The sequence below is a fragment of the Enterobacter sp. 200527-13 genome (assembly GCF_027924865.1).
GTDB lineage: Bacteria > Pseudomonadota > Gammaproteobacteria > Enterobacterales > Enterobacteriaceae > Enterobacter > Enterobacter ludwigii.
The window spans coordinates 96,779-118,202 of sequence record NZ_BSCM01000001.1 but is presented as its reverse complement, the minus strand read 5'-3'; the positions used below and the strand labels follow the sequence as shown (position 1 = coordinate 118,202).

Genomic DNA, 21,424 nt, shown 5'->3' with positions numbered 1-21,424 from the left:
TTTAAAAAAGCAGGAGCGGAACCATGCAATACACGACATTAGGAAAAACAGACCTTCAGGTTTCCCGACTTTGCCTGGGATGCATGACCTTTGGCGAGCCAGACCGGGGAAATCACGCCTGGACGCTGCCGGAAGAGAGCAGCCGCCTTATCATCAAACGCGCACTCGACGGCGGGATTAACTTTTTTGATACTGCCAACAGTTACTCCGACGGCAGCAGCGAAGAGATTGTCGGCCGCGCCCTGCGCGATTTTGCCCGCCGTGACGATGTGGTCGTCGCCACTAAGGTATATCACCAGGTGGGTGATTTGCCTGAAGGCCTTTCCCGTGCACAAATCCTGCGATCCATTGATGACAGCCTCCGGCGCCTGAATATGGATTATGTCGATCTGCTGCAGATCCACCGCTGGGATTACAACACGCCGATTGAAGAGACGCTGGAAGCCCTTAACGATGTGGTTAAGGCCGGGAAGGCGCGTTACATCGGCGCATCGTCTATGCACGCTTCGCAGTTTGCCTCAGCGCTTGACCTTCAGGCGCAACACGGCTGGGCACGGTTTGTCACCATGCAGGATCACTACAACCTTATCTATCGCGAAGAAGAGCGCGAGATGCTGCCGCTCTGCTATCAGGAAGGTGTAGCGGTGATCCCATGGAGTCCCCTGGCGCGCGGACGCCTCACCCGACCTTGGGGAGAGACCACTGCCCGCTCGGTGTCGGATGCATTCGGTAAAACCTTGTACGAAGATACGGAAGCCAGCGATGCGTTGATCGCCGAACGTTTAGCGGGGATTGCCGATGATACCGGTGCCACGCGTGCGCAGGTAGCGCTGGCGTGGTTGCTGAGCAAACGCGGAGTCGCGGCACCGATTATCGGTACATCGCGGGAAGAACAGCTGGACGAGTTGTTGAGTGCCGTTGATTTAACGCTGACGCCTGAGCAAGTCGCCGAGCTGGAAACGCCGTACCAGCAGCATCCGGTGGTCGGGTTTAAGTAAGCCCACGCCCTGCCCCTCTCCCAAAAGGAGAGGGAACAAAACCCATCGGCCGGGTAAGCGCAGCGCTACCCGGCCGACGAATCACGCAAAGTGGTCGTAACCCTTCCAGTCAAGCGTAACCGGCGCGCCATCACGCACAAATTTCAGCCCTTCGCTTTCCGGCATAATCTGTCCGATACAGGTAAACTTCGCCCCAAGGTGAGCTAGCGCCACGTCCAGCGTTCCCCGGTTCAGCTCCGGTACGGTAAAGCACAGCTCATAATCTTCGCCGCCGGAGAGCGCCCAGCGCAGAGCCTGCTCAGGTTCCACATGGCGAAGCAATGGCTCTGACAGTGGGAACAGATCCAGATCTATGCGCGCGCCCACACCGCTGGCCTTCAGAATATGGCCGAGATCGGAGATAAGCCCGTCAGAGAGATCGATAGCCGAGCTTGCCCGCTCGCGCAGCGCCTGGCCGTGCAAAATACGCGGCATTGGGCGCAGATGGCGTTTCACCAGATATGCCGCATCGTCGGCATCCTTGACGCGTAAGCGGTCCTGGAGGATTGCCAGCCCTGCGGCGCTGTCGCCCGGCGTGCCGGTCACGTAGATCCAGTCGCCCGGCTTTGCGCCCGAGCGTTTCAGCGCCCGGCCCAGCGGGACATAGCCGTGGATCGCAAGCGTCATCGACAGCGGCCCGGCAGTGGTGTCACCGCCAATCAGCTGCATATCGTAGTAGTTGAGCTGATCAAACAGCGCATCGCTAAAGGCTTCAAGCCAGTCTTCATCCACCTCGGGCAACGTCAACGCCAGCGTCAGCCACGCGGGATCGGCGCCCATGGCCGCTAAATCGCTTACGTTGACCGCCAGCGCTTTATACGCCAGATCGGCGGGATCGATATCAGGTAAAAAATGACGTCCGCACACTAAGGTGTCGGTGCTGATTGCCAGCGTCTGTTTTTCGGGAATATTGAGAAGTGCGCAGTCATCGCCAATGCCGGTTTCAACATCAAGACGAGAGGTTCTGACACGGTCGAAATAACGGGCAATCAGGGAGAATTCGCCGCATGCCATACGTTATGCCTCAGCAAATTAAATAAAAAAACCGGAGCCGCACTGCCCGGCAGGCAATGCAAAACTCCGGTTTGCGGATCACTTTTTGTGGGGACGGATCGCAGGTGCGGCTTTATCCAGCACGCCGTTTACAAATTTATGGCTGTCTTCAGCGCCGAAGGTTTTCGCCAGTTCGATCGCTTCGTTGATGGCCACTTTGTACGGCACATCATCACGTTTAGACAACTCAAACAGCGCGATACGCAACACTGCTTTCTCAACCTGACCCAGCTCTTCGAGCAGACGGGACAGGTATGGCTTCATCAGACCATCGAGATACGCGCTATTAGTCGCCACTCCCGACAGCAGTTCACGGAAGTACAGAACGTCAACGTCTTTCACGTCCTGTTCTGACAGGAACTGGTATTCAACATCAGCGATGTCGTTCTGGGACAACTGCCAGGAGTAAAGTGCCTGGACGGCACATTCACGGGCGCGGCGACGAGCAGCAGGTTTCACGGAATTCCCCTTACAAAAAAATCAGGCCTTAATGGCTTTCAACACATTGATCATTTCAAGCGCGGTCAGTGCAGCTTCTGCACCTTTGTTACCGGCTTTGGTACCAGCGCGCTCAATGGCTTGTTCAATACTTTCGGTAGTCAGCACGCCAAACGCGACAGGAATTTCTGCATCCTGCGCAACGTGTGCCAGACCATTGCTTGCACCGCCTGCAACGTATTCGAAGTGTGCAGTGCCGCCACGAATAACGGTACCCAGCGCAATCACCGCGTCGTATTTACCGGTTTTCGCCAGCGCGCCCGCTGCCAGTGGCAGTTCATAAGCACCTGGAACCCAAACAACGGTAATGTTGTCATCTTTAACCTGACCGATACGTTTCAGGGCGTCAATGGCACCTTCCAGCAGGCTGTCGTTGATGAAGTTGTTGAAACGCGCAATGGTGATGGCGACGCGAGCGTCCGGGGTAGCTACAGCAGCTTCAATAATGTTCATACTCTTCCTTTACGGGTTCATTTGGCCCCGCAGGGGGGCGGATTTTATCATAATACTTTGCGCACTGCTTCCCTATTTCAGGAGCAATTACGCTGGCGTTAAATGGAGGCAGACATCCGGGCCCACCGGACGAATCTCGCTAAATTTGAGTTGTGGTGCATCGCCAAGTTTTTCAAGACCCGGCAGCACAAACAGACCACGCGCATCGGTACCCAACAGTTTAGGTGCTACGTAGACAATCAGCTCATCCACCAGCCCGGCCTGCAGCAGCGCGCCGGCCAGCGTCGGTCCCGCTTCTACCCAGATACTGTTCACCTGTTGCTTACCAAGCAGCATCATCAGCACCACTAAGTCGAGGTGCCCGTTATGCTCTGGCACCATGATGCTGCGTACGCCTTGCGGCCATTCACGCGCATCGTCCTGCGTGCGTGCAATCCAGGTTTCGCCCGGCTGTTGCACGATGCGGTGCGCAGGCGTGATGCGATTCTGGCTATCGATGACAATACGCAGCGGCTGACGCAGGTTTTCTTGCGGGTAGCACGCCTGGGTATCGGCATTCAGTTCATCCCAGCGCACGGTCATGGCAGGATTATCAGCCAGAACCGTTTCACTGCTGGTGAGGATAGCATGGCTTTGCGCGCGCAGACGTTGCACATCGCGCCTTGCCTGCGCAGAGGTGATCCACTGGCTCTCGCCGTTCGCCATCGCCGTGCGACCATCCAGTGAGGCCCCAAGCTTAAGCTGAATGTACGGGAACCCGGTGCGCATGCGCTTCAGGAAGCCTTTGTTGATCGCTTCTGCATCCTGCATCATCAGACCGTGACTGACGTCAATCCCTTCCTGCTGCAGTCGATACAGGCCGCGTCCGGCAACCTGCGGATTGGGATCCTGCATCGCCGCGACAACGCGCGCGACACCCGCTGCAATCAGTGCTTCGCAGCACGGCGGGGTACGACCGTGGTGGCTGCAGGGTTCCAGCGTCACGTAGGCCGTTGCACCGCGCGCCTTTTCGCCGGCCATGCGCAGGGCATGAACTTCGGCATGGGGCTCACCGGCACGGTAGTGAAACCCTTCGCCCACGATCTCGCCATCGTTGACAATGACGCACCCGACGTTAGGGTTGGGATGGGTGGTAAAACGACCGCGCTGCGCCAGCTTCATGGCTCGCGCCATGTAAATCTCATCCTGCATGAGCTTAATCCTGTAAGCGGGCGATCTCTTCGCCAAACTCTTTGATATCTTCGAAACTGCGGTACACAGAGGCGAAGCGGATATAGGCGACCTTATCGAGCTTTTTCAGTTGCTCCATCACCAGGTTGCCAATCATCTTGCTTGGCACCTCGCGCTCACCCAAACCACGAAGGTAAGATTTTATGTGGTTTAACGCCATTTCGACGTCATCTGCACTGACAGGGCGTTTTTCCAGCGCCTTGAGCATCCCGCTGCGCAGTTTCTCTTCGTTAAACGGCTCACGCACGTCGTTACTTTTTACCACGCGCGGCATTACCAGCTCTGCAACCTCAAAGGTCGTGAAACGCTCGTTGCACACCAGACATTGCCGGCGGCGGCGTACGGAAGACCCTTCGCCCACAAGGCGAGAGTCGATAACTTTGGTATCCACAGCGGAGCAGAATGGGCAATGCATACGGTATCCCTGTTATGTGGTTAACTGATTTTCATTTTACCCTGATCTGGCCTGACAACAAAGGAAGAGCTTTTTGAGACAAAGGATCTATGCCTGTTGATGCGATGCTGGCTACCATTACGGAGATCCGTTATTTCAAGGAAATAAACGCAATGACAAGACGTTACCTGAAAATATTGCTGGTGGGGAGTCTGTTTACCCTTAGCGCCTGTGCACAGCAAACCGAAGTCCGTCAAATGAAACAAAGCGTGAATACGCTCAATACCGCGATGGACAAACTGAACAAAGAAACCGTGAAGATCACCCAGCAAAACGCGCTGAATGCCAAATCCAGCAGCGGGGTTTATCTGCTGCCCGGGTCTAACACCCCGGCGCGTCTCAACAGCCAGATTGGCACGCTGAAAATGTCGCTGGTTAACGTGGCGGCCAATGCGGATGGTACTCGCGCAACATTACGCATTCAGGGGGAATCCAACGATCCTCTGCCAGCCTTTAGCGGCACCGTCGAGTGGGGGCAGATTCAGGGCACCACCGAGAACTATCAGGAAGTGAACGTGAAGAGCCAGCTGTTCACCGCACCCGCCAGCGTGCTGGCCCCGAGCGATGTTGACATTCCGATCCAGCTGAACGGACTTACGCCGGATCAGTTAGGTTTCATCCGCATTCACGATATCCAGCCCGCCGCGCAGTAATCCCCTTTCAGCGGAGTGCAATGTCACTCCGCTAACATTTACAATCCGCAAAGATTGGCAACAGAAATCATTGCCGCTACAATCCCCGCCGTTTAAAGTACGCAAACGTGAACGCAATCGATTACGCGTGTGAGAGATATGTGAAACAACACATATTTTTGTGAGCAAGGATTCCTATAATAGGCTCCGCAGAAACACGAAATATTTAGAAACGCAATTCGCGCATTTTTCACTCCCGGAAGGGAATTTCAATCAGTGGCATGATTATGAAAAAAACATTACTCGCGGCTGGCGCCGTGCTGGCACTCTCCTCCACTTTCACTGTTAACGCAGCGGAAAACGATAAACCACAATACCTCTCCGACTGGTGGCACCAGAGCGTTAACGTGGTCGGCAGCTATCACACCCGTTTCGGACCACAGATCCGCAACGATACCTATCTGGAGTACGAAGCCTTCGCCAAGAAAGACTGGTTCGATTTCTACGGCTATATGGATGCACCGGTCTTCTTCGGCGGTAACACCGATGCGAAAGGTATCTGGAACCACGGTTCACCCCTGTTCATGGAGATCGAACCCCGCTTCTCCATTGATAAGCTGACGGGCACCAGCCTGGCGTTTGGTCCATTCAAAGAGTGGTACTTCGCGAACAACTACATCTACGACATGGGCCGTAACGCGTCCGGTCGTCAGAGCACCTGGTATATGGGTCTGGGTACCGACATCGATACCGGTCTGCCAATGAGCCTGTCCCTGAACGTCTATGCGAAATACCAGTGGCAGAACTACGGTGCCGCGAACGAAAACGAGTGGGATGGCTACCGTTTCAAAGTGAAATACTTTGTGCCAATTACCCAGCTGTGGGGCGGTAACCTGAGCTATATCGGTTTCACCAACTTTGACTGGGGTTCAGACCTGGGCGACAACGACTTCCGTGACCTGAACGGTAAGAAAGCGCGTACCAACGACTCCATCGCCTCCAGCCACATCCTGGCGCTGAACTACGATCACTGGCACTATTCCGTTGTTGCGCGTTACTGGCATAACGGCGGTCAGTGGAACGATGACGCAAGCCTGAACTTCGGCAATGGCGACTTCAGCGTACGTTCTACCGGCTGGGGTGGTTACCTGGTTGTCGGTTACAACTTCTGATGTGAAAGAAGGCAAAAACGGACAAAGCCAGCTGATATGCTGGCTTTTTTATTGCTTTACCTTACGCAGAAAATCCGCCAGCGATCGCTCCGCGCTTTCGCTAAAACGCCTCGGCGTGAGCGTAATATTCAGACACCTGTCGAGCCGGAAGCAGCGGTAGTCATCACGCCGTTCACACCACGCGGCCAGCAGCCAATGCTCTCCCCAGAAGAACAGCCCCAGCGGCTGAATGTCGCGCCATGTCAGATGCCCGGCTTCATCACGATAATGCAGCGCCAGTACGCACTGGGCAGAAATAGCCTGATGAATAACATCAAAGTCGCTGCGCGAATGCGGCTGAAGCGCAATATCCGGCGCATATATCCGCGTCTGCTCCGCCTTACGTCGGCTCTCCTCGGGCAGGATCGCCAGTACCTTCTCCTGCGCCGACTCAAGCTCACGCGAGAGCGAGTCGCCCCCCCAGGTTTTCAGCAGACGGATGGCGACCATCAACGCTTCAGATTCTTTGTTCGTCAGCATCAGCGGAGGTAAGTCAAAACCCGACATCAGCCGATAGCCGCTTCCCGCCTCCCCTTCCACCGGCACGCCGGAAAGCGACAGGTCGCGGATATCACGGTATACGGTCCGTTCCGATACGCTCAACCTGTCCGCCAGATGCGCTGCCGTTGTCAGACGCCTGCCTCTCAGGATCTGCACAATCTGAAACAAACGGTCAGCGCGTCGGGTCATATCGTATTCAGCTCTCAGGCAGGTTGATAGAGGCCGACGCGATTACCTTCGCTGTCGGTAAACAAGGCTATGGTGCCAATGCCACGCGGCAATTCCAGCGGGCCAAACACGCACTCGCCACCCGCAGACGCGATGCGATCGAGCGTTGCCGCCAGGTTGTCAGTATGCAGGTAAATAATAGCGCCCTGTACGGACGGTGTAATGCCCTCAAATTTTGCCAGCGCGCCGCCGGTGGCCGGATCGTCATGCGGGAAAACGGCTAGCTCAGCCACATCCATTTTCTCTCGTCTCAGCTGTACCTGCATCACGGGCTCATAAAATTTGATAGCGCGATCCATATCGGCGACCGGAATTTCAAACCAGTTAATCACACTTTTCATACATCCTCCTGCCTGTTGTTTGGGTTCGAAAAGAGTCTACGACAGGGCTCCTGACAGCATACTGTCAGGAGTGTTTGGCAGGAGCAGATAAAAAAAATCCCGGTCAACAGACCGGGATTTCAGGAACGAACGACACGTCGTCTTACGGCAGAATAGACGGCTGGTCCGCCCCTTCTTTCTCGACTTTCTGCTGGAGCAGGTGCTCGCGCTTCATGCCAAGTTTCAGTGCCAGTGCGGAGGCGACGTAGATAGACGAAGCCGTACCGATAGAGACACCGATCAGCATGGTCAGCGAGAAGCCTTCCAGTACCGGGCCGCCGAAGAGGAACAGCATCAGGATCACCATCAAGGTGGTTCCGGATGTGATCAACGTACGGTGCAGCGTCTGGGTCAACGACACGTTAAAGATTTCGTACGGCGTACCGCGACGGATCTTACGGAAGTTTTCACGAATACGGTCAGATACCACGATACTGTCGTTCAGTGAGTAACCGATAACGGACATCAGGGATGCCACGATTGTCAGGTCAATCTCAATGTGGAACAGAGACAGTATGCCCATGGTGATCACCACGTCGTGCGCCAGGGCGATAACCACACCCGCCGCCAGTCGCCACTCAAAGCGGAAACCGACGTACACCAGAATGGAGATCAGAGCCACCAGTAGCGCCATCGCACCGGTTTGCGCCAGGTCAGCACCTACGCTTGGCCCGACGAACTCGATACGCTTAACCGTCGCATGCTGGTTGGTTGTTTCGTTAACCACGTTAACAACCTTGCTGCCCAGCTCCTGGCTGCCGTTCGCATCGTGCACCGGCGGCATACGCACCATGATGTCACGGCTGCTGCCGAAGTTCTGCAGCAACGGCTCTTCAAAGCCCGCTTTCTGCAGAGACTGGCGCATCTGGTCCATATCGACCGGTTTTTCCAGGGAGATCTCAATTACCGTACCACCGGTGAAATCAAGACCCCAGTTAAAGCCTTTCACGCCCATCACGATAAGGGAGAGGATCAGCAGTAAACCTGAAATGCCGAAAGCCCAGTAGTCCCAGCGCATAAAGTCCCAGACTTTACGGCCATGGTTCAATTGTTCAACAGTATATTCCTGTGCCACAACGCACTCCTCAGATAGACAGCTTTTTGACGCGCTTGCCGCCATACAGCAGGTTCACGATGGCACGGGTGCCGACAATAGCGGTAAACATTGACGTTGCAACACCGATACCGGTGGTGATCGCAAAGCCTTTGATAGCGCCAGTCCCCACTGCATACAGGATAAGAACCTTAATCAGTGTTGTTACGTTCGCATCGAAGATGGAGCTGAATGCCCCTTTGTAGCCTTCGTCAATCGCCTGCTGAACAGAGCGACCATTGCTTAACTCTTCTTTGATACGTTCGTTTATCAGTACGTTGGCGTCGACCGCCACCGCAAGGGTTAAGACGATACCGGCAATCCCCGGCATGGTCAGCGTCGCCCCCGGCAACAGAGACATGATGCCGATAATCAGCACCAGGTTCGCAACCAGTGCGCTTGTCGCAATCAGACCAAACTTCTTATAGAAGAAGATCATGAAGAGGATGGAGACCACCAGACCGGCCAGACACGCTTCCAGACCCTGCTTGATGTTTTGCATCCCCAGCGTTGGACCAATGGTACGTTCTTCAACAATCTGAATCGGTGCAATCAGCGCACCGGCACGCAGCAGCAGTGAAAGCTGACGCGCTTCGTTCGGGTTGTTGATACCGGTGATGCGGAAGCTGTTACCCAGACGAGACTGGATGTTGGCGATGTTAATCACCTCTTCCTCTTTCACCAGCACCGCGCGGCCGTTTGCATCTTTCTTACCGCTGTCTTTGTACTCCACGAACAGGGTCGCCATCGGTTTACCGATGTTGTCCTTGGTGAAGTTAGACATGATGTTACCACCCGCGCTATCCAGCGAGATGTTAACCTGCGGCTGGTTGTATTCGTCCTGGCTGGATGTGGAGTCGGTGATGTGGTCACCGGTCAGGATCACGCGTTTGTACAGCACAACTGGCTGACCTTCGCGGGTCTGTTTCACTTCCGAATCGCCCGGAATACGGCCTGCGGCAGCAGCGGACTGATCGACGTTGGAGTTAACCAGACGGAATTCCAGCGTGGCAGTTGCCCCCAGAATCTCTTTCGCACGTGCCGTGTCCTGAATCCCCGGGAGTTCCACCACGATACGGTCAGCACCCTGACGCTGTACCAGTGGCTCAGCAACACCCAGCTGGTTTACACGGTTACGCAGAATATTGATGTTCTGCTGAACGGCGTATTCACGGGCTTCTTTCAGGCGAGCATCGGTCATCACCGCGCGCAGCTGGTTGCTGCCCTGAGAGGTGATCACGAGGTCACGGTGACGTTGAGTCAGGTAATCTACAGCCTGATCGCGCGCCGCGCTGTCGCGGAACGTGATGCTCATACCGTAGTTATCTTCTTTACGAACGGTAGTGTAAGCGATGCCTTTTTCGCGCAGATCGCTGCGAAGGCTGTCGATGTTTTGTTCCTGCAGTTTGCCGAGCGCGGTATCCATATCCACTTCCATCAGGAAGTGAACACCGCCACGCAGGTCAAGACCGAGTTTCATTGGCTCTGCATTCAACGCAGCCAGCCAACGCGGGGTTGCAGGAGCAAGGTTAAGCGCCACGACGTATTTATCACCCAGCACGCCCATCAGCACTTCGCGAGCGCGGAGCTGCGTGTCGGTGGTGTCGAAGCGAGCAAGAATTGCGCCCTCTTCCAGAGCCACAGACTTAGCGGTAATTTTTTCTTCTTGTAACGATTTCTGGACCTGGATCAGCGTTTGCTCACTGGCGGCGACACCGCGCGCGCCAGTGATTTGAACAGCCGGATCCTCACCATACAGGTTGGGAAGCGCGTACAGCAGGCCGACGAGAATCACGGCGACCAGCATGATGTACTTCCACAAAGGATAACGGTTTAACACGGCAGTTCCCTTTGGGAAAAGTTGGGATTACAGCGCCTTCATGGTGCCTTTCGGCAGAACGGCAGCTACGAAGTCACGTTTGATAACCACTTCAGTGGTGTCGTTCAGGGCAATAGCAATGTAGCCACTTTCAGCCACTTTGGTTACGCGACCGACCAGACCACCGTTGGTCAGCACTTCATCACCTTTGGCAATGGAGTCCATCAGCTTTTTGTGCTCTTTGGTACGCTTCTGCTGTGGGCGCAGGATCATGAAGTAGAAGATCAGACCGAACACAACCAGCATCAGAATCAGAGACATCGGGCTGCCCTGCGCCGGAGCACCTGTTGCCGCTACCGCATCAGAAATAAAAAAGCTCATTCAAATTCCCTCATTATTAAAATTAATCAACGTTCAAAGGTGGAACGGTTCGACCCTGACGTTGGTAAAAATCGGTCACGAAGCTCTCTAATTTACCCTCTTCAATAGCCTTGCGTAAACCAGCCATTAAGCGCTGATAATAACGAAGATTATGAATGGTATTGAGACGCGCACCCAAAATCTCATTGCAACGATCAAGATGATGCAGGTACGCGCGAGAATAATTGCGACAGGTGTAGCAATCGCACTCGGAATCGAGCGGGCTGGTGTCACTCTTATGCTTCGCGTTACGGATTTTCACCACGCCATCGGTCACAAACAGATGACCGTTACGCGCGTTGCGGGTTGGCATAACGCAGTCGAACATATCAATGCCGCGGCGCACACCTTCAACCAGGTCCTCAGGTTTACCCACACCCATCAGGTAACGGGGTTTATCTGCCGGGATTTGCGGGCAGACATGCTCCAGAATGCGATGCATGTCTTCCTTCGGTTCACCCACAGCCAAACCGCCGACAGCGTAGCCATCAAAACCTATCTCTACCAGACCTTTAACAGAGATATCGCGTAAATCTTCGTAAACGCTGCCCTGGATAATACCGAACAGCGCATTTTTGTTCTGCAGGGAGTCAAAGCGGTCACGGCTACGCTTCGCCCAGCGCAACGACATCTCCATGGAGCGTTTCGCGTAATCCCAGTCGGCCGGGTATGGCGTACATTCGTCGAAGATCATCACGATATCAGAGCCGAGATCGTACTGAATCTCCATAGACTTTTCAGGATCGAGGAAAATCGGATCGCCGTTGATCGGGTTACGGAAGTGTACGCCCTGCTCGGTGATCTTACGGATATCGCCCAGGCTGAAGACCTGGAAACCACCGGAGTCGGTCAGGATCGGGCCTTTCCACTGCATGAAGTCATGCAAATCGCCGTGCAGCTTCATGATCTCCTGACCAGGACGCAGCCACAGGTGGAAGGTATTGCCGAGGATAATCTGTGCGCCAGTGGCTTCCACTTCTTCCGGCGTCATCCCTTTTACGGTGCCGTAGGTGCCCACAGGCATAAACGCGGGGGTTTCCACCACGCCGCGATCAAACACCAGGCGGCCGCGACGTGCGCGACCATCGGTGGTATCGAGTTCAAATTTCATTTTTTCTCCGACGTCAGAAAAACAGTCCAACGTTGTAAAACGGTGCCGCGGACTTATTCCCCGACACGCTCATTCAAAGCCTGCGGATTGTACGTGATAAACATCGCGTCCCCGTAGCTAAAAAAGCGATATTTTTGTTCTACCGCAGACTTGTACGCCGCCATAGTGTGCTGATAACCTGCAAAAGCGGACACCAGCATAATCAGCGTTGATTCAGGCAGATGGAAGTTGGTTACCAGGGCATCAATCACGTTGTACTGATAGCCCGGGTAGATAAAGATCTGCGTATCGCCAAAGAAAGGCTCAATCAGGTCATTTTTGGCGGCCTGCGCGGCGCTCTCAAGGGAGCGTACCGACGTGGTGCCCACTGCCACAACGCGGTTACCGCGTGCTTTGGCGGCCAGAACGGCATCCACCACCTCTTGCGGCACTTCGGCATATTCGGAGTGCATGATGTGGTCTTCGATGCTGTCCACGCGCACCGGCTGGAACGTACCCGCCCCGACATGCAGGGTCACGAAGGCCATCTCGATACCTTTCGCGCGCAATTTTTCCAGCAGCGGTTCATCAAAATGCAGGCCCGCCGTCGGCGCGGCGACCGCGCCAGGCTTCTGGCTGTAAACGGTCTGGTACAGCTCGCGGTCAGCCTCTTCATCCGGGCGCTCGATGTAAGGGGGCAGCGGCATATGGCCGATCGCATTCAGGATGTCGAGCACCGTGCGCTCGTCATTGAACGCCACCTCAAACAACGCATCGTGACGCGCGGTCATGGTTGCACGGATGCTCTCATCATCGCCAAGCAGCAGCTCTGCACCCGGCTTCGGCGCTTTAGAGGCGCGAATATGTGCCAGAATACGTTTATCATCAAGCATACGTTCGACCAGCACTTCAATCTTGCCGCCGCTGGCTTTACGGCCAAACAGACGCGCCGGGATCACGCGGGTATTGTTAAAGACCAGCAGATCGCCAGGGTTGAGCTTGTCGAGCAAATCGGTGAAAGTACCGTGCGTCAGCTCGCCCGTCGGCCCATCCAGTGACAGCAAACGACAGCTACTGCGCTCAGGCATTGGGTAGTGAGCAATCAGGGATTCAGGTAGTTCAAAGGAGAAATCGGCGACGCGCATGACGTATACTCGTGACTTAAAAACAGGCGGCATAGTCTAGTGCTCACACCCTTTTGCTGCAACAACTAGCCGCCCCTGGACAAATAAAACGCATGAATTTTCTCGCTCACCTGCATCTTGCTCATCTCGCTGACAGCTCTCTTTCCGGCAATCTGCTGGCCGATTTCGTGCGCGGTAATCCCGCCGACGCGTACTCCGCAGAGGTTGTCGACGGGATTTTTATGCATCGCCGTATCGACGTACTGACCGATAACCTGCCGGAAGTCCAGGAAGCCAAAGCGTGGTTCCGCCCTGAAACGCGGCGCGTCGCACCGATCACGCTCGATGTAATGTGGGACCATTTCCTCTCGCGGCACTGGGAAACACTCTCTCCTGAGATGCCCCTAAACGCGTTCGTGCGCTATGCCCACCAGCAGGTGTCCATTATTTTGCCGGATTCGCCGCCGCGCTTTGTGAATCTGAATAACTATCTCTGGTCAGAACGCTGGCTTGAGCGCTATCGCGAGATGGACTTTATACAGAATGTGTTAAACGGGATGGCGAGTCGCCGACCGCGACTCGACGCGCTGCGCGACTCCTGGCATGACCTGGACGCCCACTACGAGGCGCTGGAGACGCGGTTCTGGCAGTTCTATCCGCGTATGATGACCCAGGCGAAAAACAAACAGCTATAACAGAAATGCCATTGATAGGTGAAAGCTTGCTGAACGATTGTTAGCGCCTCTTTGTCTTATCAATGAACACTCTCTATACTGGGCGGCGTTGCGTTCCAAATAACCTTAGTATCTACAGGAGAATCACATGGTTCTGGTAACTCGTCCGGCTCCGGATTTTACAGCTGCAGCAGTTCTGGGCAACGGTGAAATCGTTGAAAACTTCAACTTCAAACAGCACACCAACGGTAAAGCGACCGTTCTGTTCTTCTGGCCAATGGACTTCACTTTCGTTTGCCCGTCTGAGCTGATCGCATTCGACAAACGTTACGAAGAATTCCAGAAGCGTGGCGTAGAAGTTGTAGGCGTCTCCTTCGACTCTGAATTTGTACACAACGCATGGCGTAACACCCCTGTCGACAAAGGCGGCATCGGTGCGGTGAAATACGCAATGGTTGCGGACATCAAACGCGAAATCCAGCAGGCTTACGGTATCGAACATCCGGACGCTGGCGTTGCACTGCGCGGTTCTTTCCTGATCGACGCAAACGGCATCGTTCGTCACCAGGTTGTTAACGATCTGCCACTGGGTCGTAACATCGACGAAATGCTGCGCATGGTTGACGCGCTGCAGTTCCACGAAGAGCACGGTGAAGTGTGCCCGGCTCAGTGGGAAAAAGGTAAAGAAGGTATGAACGCGTCTCCGGACGGCGTTGCTAAATACCTGTCTGAGAACGTATCCAGCCTGTAATCGGCACGGTTTACGGAAAAGGCCCGCATTAGCGGGCCTTTTTGTTTTGTACGATCTCACTTTCACACGTTAAAACGCGAAGCACGAGCACCCCAGCACGCCCCAGAATGCCTGGTCATCAGATACCGGGATATCCGATTGCCGCGCAATGCCGTGCGCATGGCCATGCACCCCGCAGCTACCAATGCACTGGTGCATCTGTACCACCGCCCCCACTTTACTGGCTGCAGGCGGCGCAGAGCGGTAATGCCCCGGGACTTTCACGACCGGTGACCACGACGGCACAACCGGGATCGGCGGCGGTGACAGCGGACTGAAATGACCGGCGGCATACACGACCTTGCCATCCACAACGGTCAGCACCGATTCAATGCCCTTGATCTCCTCTTCCGTCACGCTGAAGTAATCTTTCGACAGCACCACCAGGTCCGCAAGCTGCCCTTCAACCAGACGGCCTTTTTTACCCTGCTCGCTGGAAAACCACGCGCTGCCTGCGGTCCACAGCTCCAGCGCTACCTCACGCGGCAGGCGGTTATTGTCGTCATACATCGCCAGGCCGCCGACGGTTCGCCCGGAGACCAGCCAGTAGAGCGCCGTCCACGGGTTATAGCTCGCCACACGGGTTGCGTCAGTACCTAACCCAACCGGCACGTCCAGCTCCAGCATTTTCGCCACCGGTGGCGTGTGTTTCACCGCCTCTTTGCCGTAGCGGTCGACGAAATATTCGCCCTGGAACGCCATACGGTGCTGCACCGCAATACCGCCCCCCAACGCTTTGACGCGCTCGATATTACGTTCGGTAATGGTCTCCGCATGGTCAAAGAACCAGTGCAGGCCGTTAAACGGAATCTCACGGTTCACCTTCTCAAAGACATCCAGCATCCGGCTGATGGATTCGTCATAAGTGGCATGCAGCCGGAACGGCCAGCGGTTTTCCACCAGGTGGCGCACCACGCGTTCCAGCTCGTCTTCCATCCCTTGCAGCAGATCCGGGCGCGGCTGGAGGAAATCTTCAAAATCCGCCGCCGAGAAGACCAGCATCTCTCCTGCCCCGTTCGCACGATAAAAGTCTGTGCCCTGCCCCGGTTTGAGCATATCGGTCCAGCGCTCAAAATCCTCCAGCTCCTGTTTAGGGCGCTGGGTGAAGAGGTTGTAGGCAATACGCACCGTCATCTGCTCTTTGGCGTGCAGTTCGGCAATCACCTCGTAATCTTCCGGGTAGTTCTGGAAGCCGCCGCCGGCATCAATGGCGCTGGTCAGCCCCAGACGGTTAAGCTCGCGCATAAACTGGCGCGTGGAGTTAACCTGCTGCTCGATGGGGAGTTTCGGTCCTTTTGCCAGCGTGGCGTAGAGGATCATCGCGTTAGGTTTAGCGATCAGCAGCCCGGTCGGGTTGCCGTGGTTATCACGCACAATCTCCCCGCCCGGCGGGTTTGGCGTCTCTTTGGTGTAGCCGACAGCTTTCAACGCAGCGCGGTTAAGCAGGGCACGATCGTAGAGGTGCAGGACAAACACCGGCGTATCCGGTGCCGCCTCGTTAAGCTCTTCGATGGTCGGCATCCGGCGTTCGGCGAACTGAAACTCGCTCCAGCCGCCCACCACCCGAACCCACTGAGGTGAAGGTGTACGATCGGCCTGATCTTTCAACATCCTTAGCGCATCCGCCAGCGACGGTACGCCTTCCCAGCGCAGCTCGAGGTTGTAGTTCAGCCCGCCGCGGATCAGGTGCAGGTGCGAATCGTTAAGCCCGGGGATCACCGTACTTCCCTTCAGATCGACAATCTGCGTTCCCTGCGTCGCATAGCTCATAATGCGATCGTGGTTGCCCGTCGCCAGGATCTTGCCGTTAGCAATAGCCACCGCTTCCGTGAGCGGGTTTTCGCGATCGAGGGTATGGATCTTACCTTTGGTTAAGATCAGTGTGGCAGTTTGAGACATAACGTACTCCTTTCAGCCGAATCAGGCTTTTTTGAGCCATCCGGCAAACAGACGGGTCACGATGGGCATCCACAGCCAGACCACCAGCGCGACCACACAGGCATCGTTAATCAGATGCAGCAACAACGTACCTTTCAGGCCAGGAAGCAATACACCGGTCACCAGCGGCACCAGGTTGGTACTGGGGAAGATAACCAGCAGGGTAATGAGAAACTGTTTCCACTGTTTAGGCTTACGCACATGAGGCTCCGGTGGAGTAAACCAGAACGCCGCCTCGGTACGCACTTCGGTTTTATCGCCTTCCGCCAGCAGCGGTTCAATCTCTTTTACCAGCGCATTACGGGTATCGGACTGGGTCCATGCAGAAAGGTGTTCGAGGGTGTCGAAACGGATTATCACCGTCCACAGATGTTGTCCGTCGGTCGGGCGGATGACGTTCGCGCCAAGATGCCCCGGAAATTCCGCCGCGATGGGCATGATCTTACCCAGCCACTGTTCGTATCGCTCAGCCTGACCCGGCAGCAAGGTGTGGGTGATCACCAGCGTGACATGCGATGTGTGCGCCATAATAGTTTCCTGGTCATTAATGGGCGGGAGAACCCCGCCCTGAAAGGTTTACGCTTTGCGTTCTGGCGCGCCGTGAACGAGGGTGTAGGCATAGTCAACGCCCATGCCATAAGCACCGCTGTGCTCACGGACCAGGTCCATGACCGCGTCGTAAGTGCCTTTGCGAGACCAGTCGCGCTGATACTCAAGCAGCACCTGCTGCCAGGTCACAGGAACCGCGCCCGCTTGAACCATACGGTCAATCGCACGTTCATGGGCATCTACGGAGGTACCGCCGGAAGTATCGGTTACTACATAAACTTCAAACCCTTCATCCAGAGCCATCAGCGCCGGGAAGGTCAGGCAAACTTCGGTCCACAGGGCTGAGATGATAAGTTTCTTGCGGCCCGTTGCTTTCACTGCCGCAACAAACGCATCGTCTTCCCAGGAGTTCATAGAGGTACGTTCAATCGGTTTAACCGCCGGGTGAACCGCCAGCAATTCTGGCCAGATGTATCCGCTAAAGCTTTTTGTTTCGACAGAGGTGTAGATAACCGGAACATCAAAAATTTTGCCTGCTTTTGCCAGAGCCACCGTATTATTCTTTAATAACTGACGGTCAATATTTGCCACGCCAAAAGACATTTGCGGTTGGTGATCGATAAAAATCAGTACAGAATTGGACGGGTCAATCAGTTCACGAATAGACATAAAAGTACCTTTTAATCAATGTGTTAAAAGCCAACGTTTTGGTGTGCTATATGAGAAAGGGCCCTGACTGATAAAGCAATTTGAGTATAGCGAGAATTGATTGAGCGGATAGTAAAGATATTTGTCCCCTCTGTTGAAATTAACCGAACAACTTAGGGGAATTTTCAGCAACCGGGAAATAAACCGGTTGCTGATGACGATTAATTTCCGAACCAGATGGAGGCGGAAATGGCCGGTAAGGAGAGAATGCCTTCCTGAATCGTGCCTTTACCCTCTTTGCGTTGCCACGCCTTCACGTGCAGCAACGGAGAGTCATCCAGCACCACTTCACAGGCTTCTCCGCGGTTGATGGCGACCAGCACGCGTTGCTGGTTGTAGACGCGGGCAAACACCACCACGTTATCATGGGCATACACCACCTGACAGCCACCGTAACGCAGCACCTGGTTCTGTTTACGAAGCTTAGCCAGACGCTGGTACAGGCTGAGCAGCGCCTTGTCCTGCTTCGCCGGATCCCAGGGGAAGGTTTTGCGGCAGAAGGGATCGTTGTTCCCCTCCAGCCCCACCTCATCACCGTAGTAAATGCACGGCACGCCAGGCCAGGTGAAGAGCCAGGTAACGGCCAGCGGCAGGCGCGCCACATCCTTGCCAAGCAGGGATTTAAAACGTGCGGTATCGTGGCTGTCCAGCTGGTTAAACATCCGCAACTGCTGCTGATGCGACAGGCTGGCGCGGTAGTTATCCATCCATGCCATACAGGTTTCGGCGTCGATATGCTGCGGATCGTAAGAGATATCGGTGTTCGCCAGAAATCCCCATAGCGGGAAGGTAAAACCGCGGTAGTTCATGGCCGAATCTTCTGCATCGGCTTGCAGCCACTGGCGTGCATCGCCAAAATGCTCGCCAAAGACAAAGGCCTCCGGCTGCGCGGCTTTCGCTGAGCGGGTGATACCTGCAACGTGCTGAAGGTTATTACGCGCTCCGCCCGCTTCACCCAGCATATGCACCACGTCAAGACGCCAGCCGTCCATGTTCCATGGTGCCTTAAGCCAGTGGCGGACAATGCTGTCTTCACCGCCGTAGATTTCGCTGACCAGAGAAGGCGACTGGAAATCCAGCTTCGGCAGGCTTGGGTAGCCCAGCCAATCCAGCGCGTAGCCCTCTTCATTAAAGCTGTACCAGTCACGCTGCGGCGAATCCGGGTTATGGCATGCCCCGCTCATCGACTGGTTATGACGGTCAAACCACGCGTGCGAATCCCCGCTGTGGTTGAACACGCCGTCCAGAATCAGGCGCATCCCTTCGTTTTTAGTGTTCTGTCGCAGGCGCAGCAGCGCGGCATCGCCGCCAAACTGCTCATCAACATGACGATAATCTTCGGTGTCGTATTTATGCACGCTCGGGGCTTTAAACACCGGGTTAAGGTACAGCGCCGTCACGCCCAGTTTTTTCAGGTACGGGAGTTTTTCGCTGATCCCGTCGAGATCGCCGCCGTAAAACGTCGAGCCACCTGCCTGCGCGGTCAGCGGTTCATCCCATGCTTTGAGGATAATGTCGTGACCTGCTGCGTGGTGGTAATAAACCTTGTCCTGGTCTGCAGTGCGCTTTTCGCTGCGGGCAAAGCGGTCCGGGAAAATCTGGTAAAACACCTGATCGTTAACCCATTGCGGGCCATTGTCCGGGTAATCGACGGCAAACTGCTCCAGCCGGGCCGGCGGAAAACGGCTAAACCCCTGCGGGGTAAACCACAGCTGGCGGTTATTCCACAGCAGTTTAAAACTGTAGCGACGACGCGGCTGTCCACGGGTTAAATCGATGTTTGCCCGCCACGCCGTGATCCCGGGCTGCGGCTGGCTGCGCTGCTTATGCATTTTCAGCGCGGTCTCTTCGTTATCAATTTCGGCGCGTAGCGTCACGCGTTCAGGCTGATTTTCCCCCGCCAGCCAGAGCGTAATCACAAGGTTGTCTTTGTTTTGCTTAACAAATGGGGCAACCGGAAGGTGCCAGGCGTTTAACATCACGAATCCCCTTTGATGAAATTGACGTCACCTTGCCACAGGGTGGTTAAGGTTAGCTCATCATGACGAGGTTTATTGAGGGAGGAGGACGGGGGAGGAGGCATCAGTGTGAGCGGATGCCTCCTTCCAGTCCCTCTGCGGGGAGAGGGAAGATTACTGTGCCTGCGCCAGCTGACGGTCTCGGCGGCATTTAAACATCCAGCCCAGCAGCAGCAGGACGATCCACGCGCAGCCCACATAAAGGGAGATACGGGTATCCGGATGATAGCCAATCAGGGCGATGATAAAGACCAGGAAGACCAGACCGACAGCGGTTGTCACCACCCCACCCGGCACTTTGAACTTCAGCGCTTTCGCCTCTTCCGGTGACAGACGGCGACGGAACGCAATCTGCGACAACAGGATCATGATCCACACCCACACGGTCGCGAAGGTCGCCAGCGACGCAATCACCAGGAACACATTCTCCGGCATGATGTAGTTCAGGTAGACCGACAGCAGCAGGGCTACGGTCATTACCATTACCGTCACCCACGGCGTGCCGCGACGAGAGGTTTTGGCAAACACCTTAGGCGCACTGCCCTGCTCCGCCATTCCGTGCAGCATGCGGCCCACGCCAAAGACGTCACTATTGATTGCCGAAAGCGAGGCGGTCAGCACCACAAAGTTCAGGATGCTGGCGGCAAACGCGATGCCCATATGCTGGAAGGTCAGCACAAACGGGCTGCCGTTAGTGCCCACCTGGTTCCACGGGTAGATGGACATAATGACGAACAGCGTCCCCACATAGAACACCAGAATACGCATTGGCACTGAGTTGATGGCGCGCGGAATGGATTTCTCCGGGTCTTTCGCTTCCCCGGCGGTAATGCCGATAATCTCGATCCCGCCGTAGGCAAACATGACCATCTGCAGCGACATCACCATGCCGAGCCAGCCGTTGCTGAAGAAGCCGCCGTTGCTCCAGAGGTTATGGATCCCCGTTGGCTGACCGCCGTTGCCGATACCCCAGATGATGATCCCGAAGCCCGCGATAATCATGATGATAATGGTGGCAACTTTGAAGAAGGAGAACCAGAACTCCAGTTCGCCAAACACCTTCACGCTCATCAGGTTGACGGCACAGATGATCAGGACCACGCTCAGCACCCAGATCCAGTGCGGAACCGCGGGGAACCAGACGCCCATGTAGATACCAAAGGCGGTAACGTCGGCAATAGCCACAATCAGAATTTCGAAGCAGTAGGTCCATCCGGTGATAAAGCCCGCCAGCGGGCCTAAGTTTTCCTGCGCATAGCGCGAGAACGAACTGGCAGACGGATTGTGAACCGACATCTCCCCGAGGGCGCGCATGATGATATACGCAGCCACGCCACCGATGATGTAGGCCAGCAGAACGCTGGGACCGGCCATTTTAATGGCATCTGCCGAGCCATAAAAAAGACCGGTACCGATAGCGGATCCCAGCGCCATAAAGCGAATGTGGCGGGTGCTGAGTCCACGTTTGAGTTTGTTAGTGCTTTCCATTTAAATCTTGCCATTCAACTCGAAAAAAACAAAAAA

At 55.3% G+C, this 21,424-nt stretch carries 22 protein-coding genes; 5 read left to right on the top strand and 17 right to left on the bottom strand.

The genetic code is table 11. The features are described 5' to 3' along the window. The first annotated feature begins 23 nt into the window (after window positions 1-23). Complete coding sequence (locus tag QMG44_RS00575; RefSeq protein WP_086532878.1) at window positions 24-998, top strand: aldo/keto reductase; 975 nt, start codon at window positions 24-26, stop codon at window positions 996-998. A gap of 81 nt (window positions 999-1,079) precedes the next feature. Here the strand turns inward: QMG44_RS00575 and thiL are convergent, their stop codons facing one another. The 5 genes from thiL to nrdR all read right to left on the bottom strand — a co-directional run bounded on the left by thiL (window position 1,080) and on the right by nrdR (window position 4,686). Then, a complete protein-coding gene (gene thiL / locus QMG44_RS00570) occupies window positions 1,080-2,051 on the bottom strand; it encodes a thiamine-phosphate kinase (protein ID WP_086532879.1) in 972 nt (323 codons plus the stop codon). 78 nt (window positions 2,052-2,129) lie between these two features. Continuing rightward, complete coding sequence (gene nusB, locus QMG44_RS00565) at window positions 2,130-2,549, bottom strand: transcription antitermination factor NusB (RefSeq protein WP_006809908.1); 420 nt, start codon at window positions 2,547-2,549, stop codon at window positions 2,130-2,132. Between the two features lie 21 nt (window positions 2,550-2,570). Further along, window positions 2,571-3,041, bottom strand: a complete 471-nt coding sequence (ribE, locus tag QMG44_RS00560; protein WP_006176874.1) for a 6,7-dimethyl-8-ribityllumazine synthase — start codon at window positions 3,039-3,041, stop codon at window positions 2,571-2,573. An 87-nt stretch (window positions 3,042-3,128) separates the two neighbouring features. Then, the gene (gene ribD / locus QMG44_RS00555; protein ID WP_063435362.1) at window positions 3,129-4,232 is read right to left on the bottom strand and encodes a bifunctional diaminohydroxyphosphoribosylaminopyrimidine deaminase/5-amino-6-(5-phosphoribosylamino)uracil reductase RibD; all 1,104 of its coding nucleotides are present in this window, start codon (window positions 4,230-4,232) and stop codon (window positions 3,129-3,131) included. 4 nt (window positions 4,233-4,236) lie between these two features. Next, the gene (nrdR, locus tag QMG44_RS00550; RefSeq protein ID WP_008503337.1) at window positions 4,237-4,686 is read right to left on the bottom strand and encodes a transcriptional regulator NrdR; all 450 of its coding nucleotides are present in this window, start codon (window positions 4,684-4,686) and stop codon (window positions 4,237-4,239) included. A 152-nt stretch (window positions 4,687-4,838) separates the two neighbouring features. Here nrdR and QMG44_RS00545 point away from each other — a divergent pair, with 152 nt between their 5' ends. Beyond that, the gene (locus tag QMG44_RS00545) at window positions 4,839-5,378 is read left to right on the top strand and encodes a DUF3251 domain-containing protein (RefSeq protein WP_025204974.1); all 540 of its coding nucleotides are present in this window, start codon (window positions 4,839-4,841) and stop codon (window positions 5,376-5,378) included. 266 nt (window positions 5,379-5,644) lie between these two features. After that, on the top strand, window positions 5,645-6,529 hold the full coding sequence (locus QMG44_RS00540) for a nucleoside-specific channel-forming protein Tsx (protein WP_025204975.1): 885 nt from the start codon (window positions 5,645-5,647) through the stop codon (window positions 6,527-6,529). Between the two features lie 48 nt (window positions 6,530-6,577). On the opposite strand, the gene QMG44_RS00535 is transcribed toward QMG44_RS00540, so the two are convergent. The 7 genes from QMG44_RS00535 to queA all read right to left on the bottom strand — a co-directional run bounded on the left by QMG44_RS00535 (window position 6,578) and on the right by queA (window position 13,244). After that, window positions 6,578-7,258 carry a YafY family protein gene (locus tag QMG44_RS00535; protein ID WP_063156347.1) on the bottom strand — a complete coding sequence of 227 codons (681 nt, stop codon included), beginning with the start codon at window positions 7,256-7,258 and terminating at the stop codon, window positions 6,578-6,580. Between the two features lie 14 nt (window positions 7,259-7,272). Further along, window positions 7,273-7,638: a VOC family protein gene (locus tag QMG44_RS00530; RefSeq protein WP_281852981.1), complete on the bottom strand. Its 366-nt coding sequence runs from the start codon at window positions 7,636-7,638 to the stop codon at window positions 7,273-7,275. Window positions 7,639-7,780: 142 nt separating this feature from the next. Further along, window positions 7,781-8,752, bottom strand: coding sequence for a protein translocase subunit SecF (gene secF / locus QMG44_RS00525; protein WP_020885225.1), 972 nt, complete (start codon window positions 8,750-8,752; stop codon window positions 7,781-7,783). Window positions 8,753-8,762: 10 nt separating this feature from the next. Beyond that, the gene (secD, locus tag QMG44_RS00520) at window positions 8,763-10,610 is read right to left on the bottom strand and encodes a protein translocase subunit SecD (RefSeq protein ID WP_014168844.1); all 1,848 of its coding nucleotides are present in this window, start codon (window positions 10,608-10,610) and stop codon (window positions 8,763-8,765) included. Window positions 10,611-10,637: 27 nt separating this feature from the next. Further along, window positions 10,638-10,970 (bottom strand): preprotein translocase subunit YajC, encoded by a 333-nt coding sequence (gene yajC / locus QMG44_RS00515; protein ID WP_000007630.1) that lies wholly within the window; start codon window positions 10,968-10,970, stop codon window positions 10,638-10,640. A gap of 22 nt (window positions 10,971-10,992) precedes the next feature. Beyond that, a complete protein-coding gene (tgt, locus tag QMG44_RS00510; RefSeq protein ID WP_020885227.1) occupies window positions 10,993-12,120 on the bottom strand; it encodes a tRNA guanosine(34) transglycosylase Tgt in 1,128 nt (375 codons plus the stop codon). Between the two features lie 53 nt (window positions 12,121-12,173). Continuing rightward, window positions 12,174-13,244: a tRNA preQ1(34) S-adenosylmethionine ribosyltransferase-isomerase QueA gene (queA, locus tag QMG44_RS00505; RefSeq protein ID WP_032677507.1), complete on the bottom strand. Its 1,071-nt coding sequence runs from the start codon at window positions 13,242-13,244 to the stop codon at window positions 12,174-12,176. 92 nt (window positions 13,245-13,336) lie between these two features. On the opposite strand from queA, the gene acpH reads away from it, so the two are divergent. Both acpH and QMG44_RS00495 read left to right on the top strand, forming a co-directional pair. Next, entirely contained in the window at window positions 13,337-13,918 is a 582-nt protein-coding gene (gene acpH / locus QMG44_RS00500; protein WP_025204983.1) for an ACP phosphodiesterase, read from the top strand. 127 nt (window positions 13,919-14,045) lie between these two features. Next, window positions 14,046-14,648: a peroxiredoxin gene (locus QMG44_RS00495; protein ID WP_014168840.1), complete on the top strand. Its 603-nt coding sequence runs from the start codon at window positions 14,046-14,048 to the stop codon at window positions 14,646-14,648. Between the two features lie 69 nt (window positions 14,649-14,717). On the opposite strand, the gene QMG44_RS00490 is transcribed toward QMG44_RS00495, so the two are convergent. The 5 genes from QMG44_RS00490 to proY all read right to left on the bottom strand — a co-directional run bounded on the left by QMG44_RS00490 (window position 14,718) and on the right by proY (window position 21,388). Then, window positions 14,718-16,586 (bottom strand): amidohydrolase, encoded by a 1,869-nt coding sequence (locus QMG44_RS00490; protein WP_032677506.1) that lies wholly within the window; start codon window positions 16,584-16,586, stop codon window positions 14,718-14,720. Between the two features lie 21 nt (window positions 16,587-16,607). Beyond that, complete coding sequence (locus tag QMG44_RS00485; RefSeq protein WP_032677505.1) at window positions 16,608-17,153, bottom strand: antibiotic biosynthesis monooxygenase; 546 nt, start codon at window positions 17,151-17,153, stop codon at window positions 16,608-16,610. Between the two features lie 48 nt (window positions 17,154-17,201). Further along, window positions 17,202-17,843, bottom strand: coding sequence for a hydrolase (locus QMG44_RS00480; RefSeq protein WP_014168837.1), 642 nt, complete (start codon window positions 17,841-17,843; stop codon window positions 17,202-17,204). 200 nt (window positions 17,844-18,043) lie between these two features. Continuing rightward, on the bottom strand, window positions 18,044-19,861 hold the full coding sequence (gene malZ / locus QMG44_RS00475; protein ID WP_032677504.1) for a maltodextrin glucosidase: 1,818 nt from the start codon (window positions 19,859-19,861) through the stop codon (window positions 18,044-18,046). Between the two features lie 153 nt (window positions 19,862-20,014). Further along, on the bottom strand, window positions 20,015-21,388 hold the full coding sequence (gene proY, locus QMG44_RS00470) for a proline-specific permease ProY (protein ID WP_014168835.1): 1,374 nt from the start codon (window positions 21,386-21,388) through the stop codon (window positions 20,015-20,017). Window positions 21,389-21,424 lie beyond the last annotated feature (36 nt).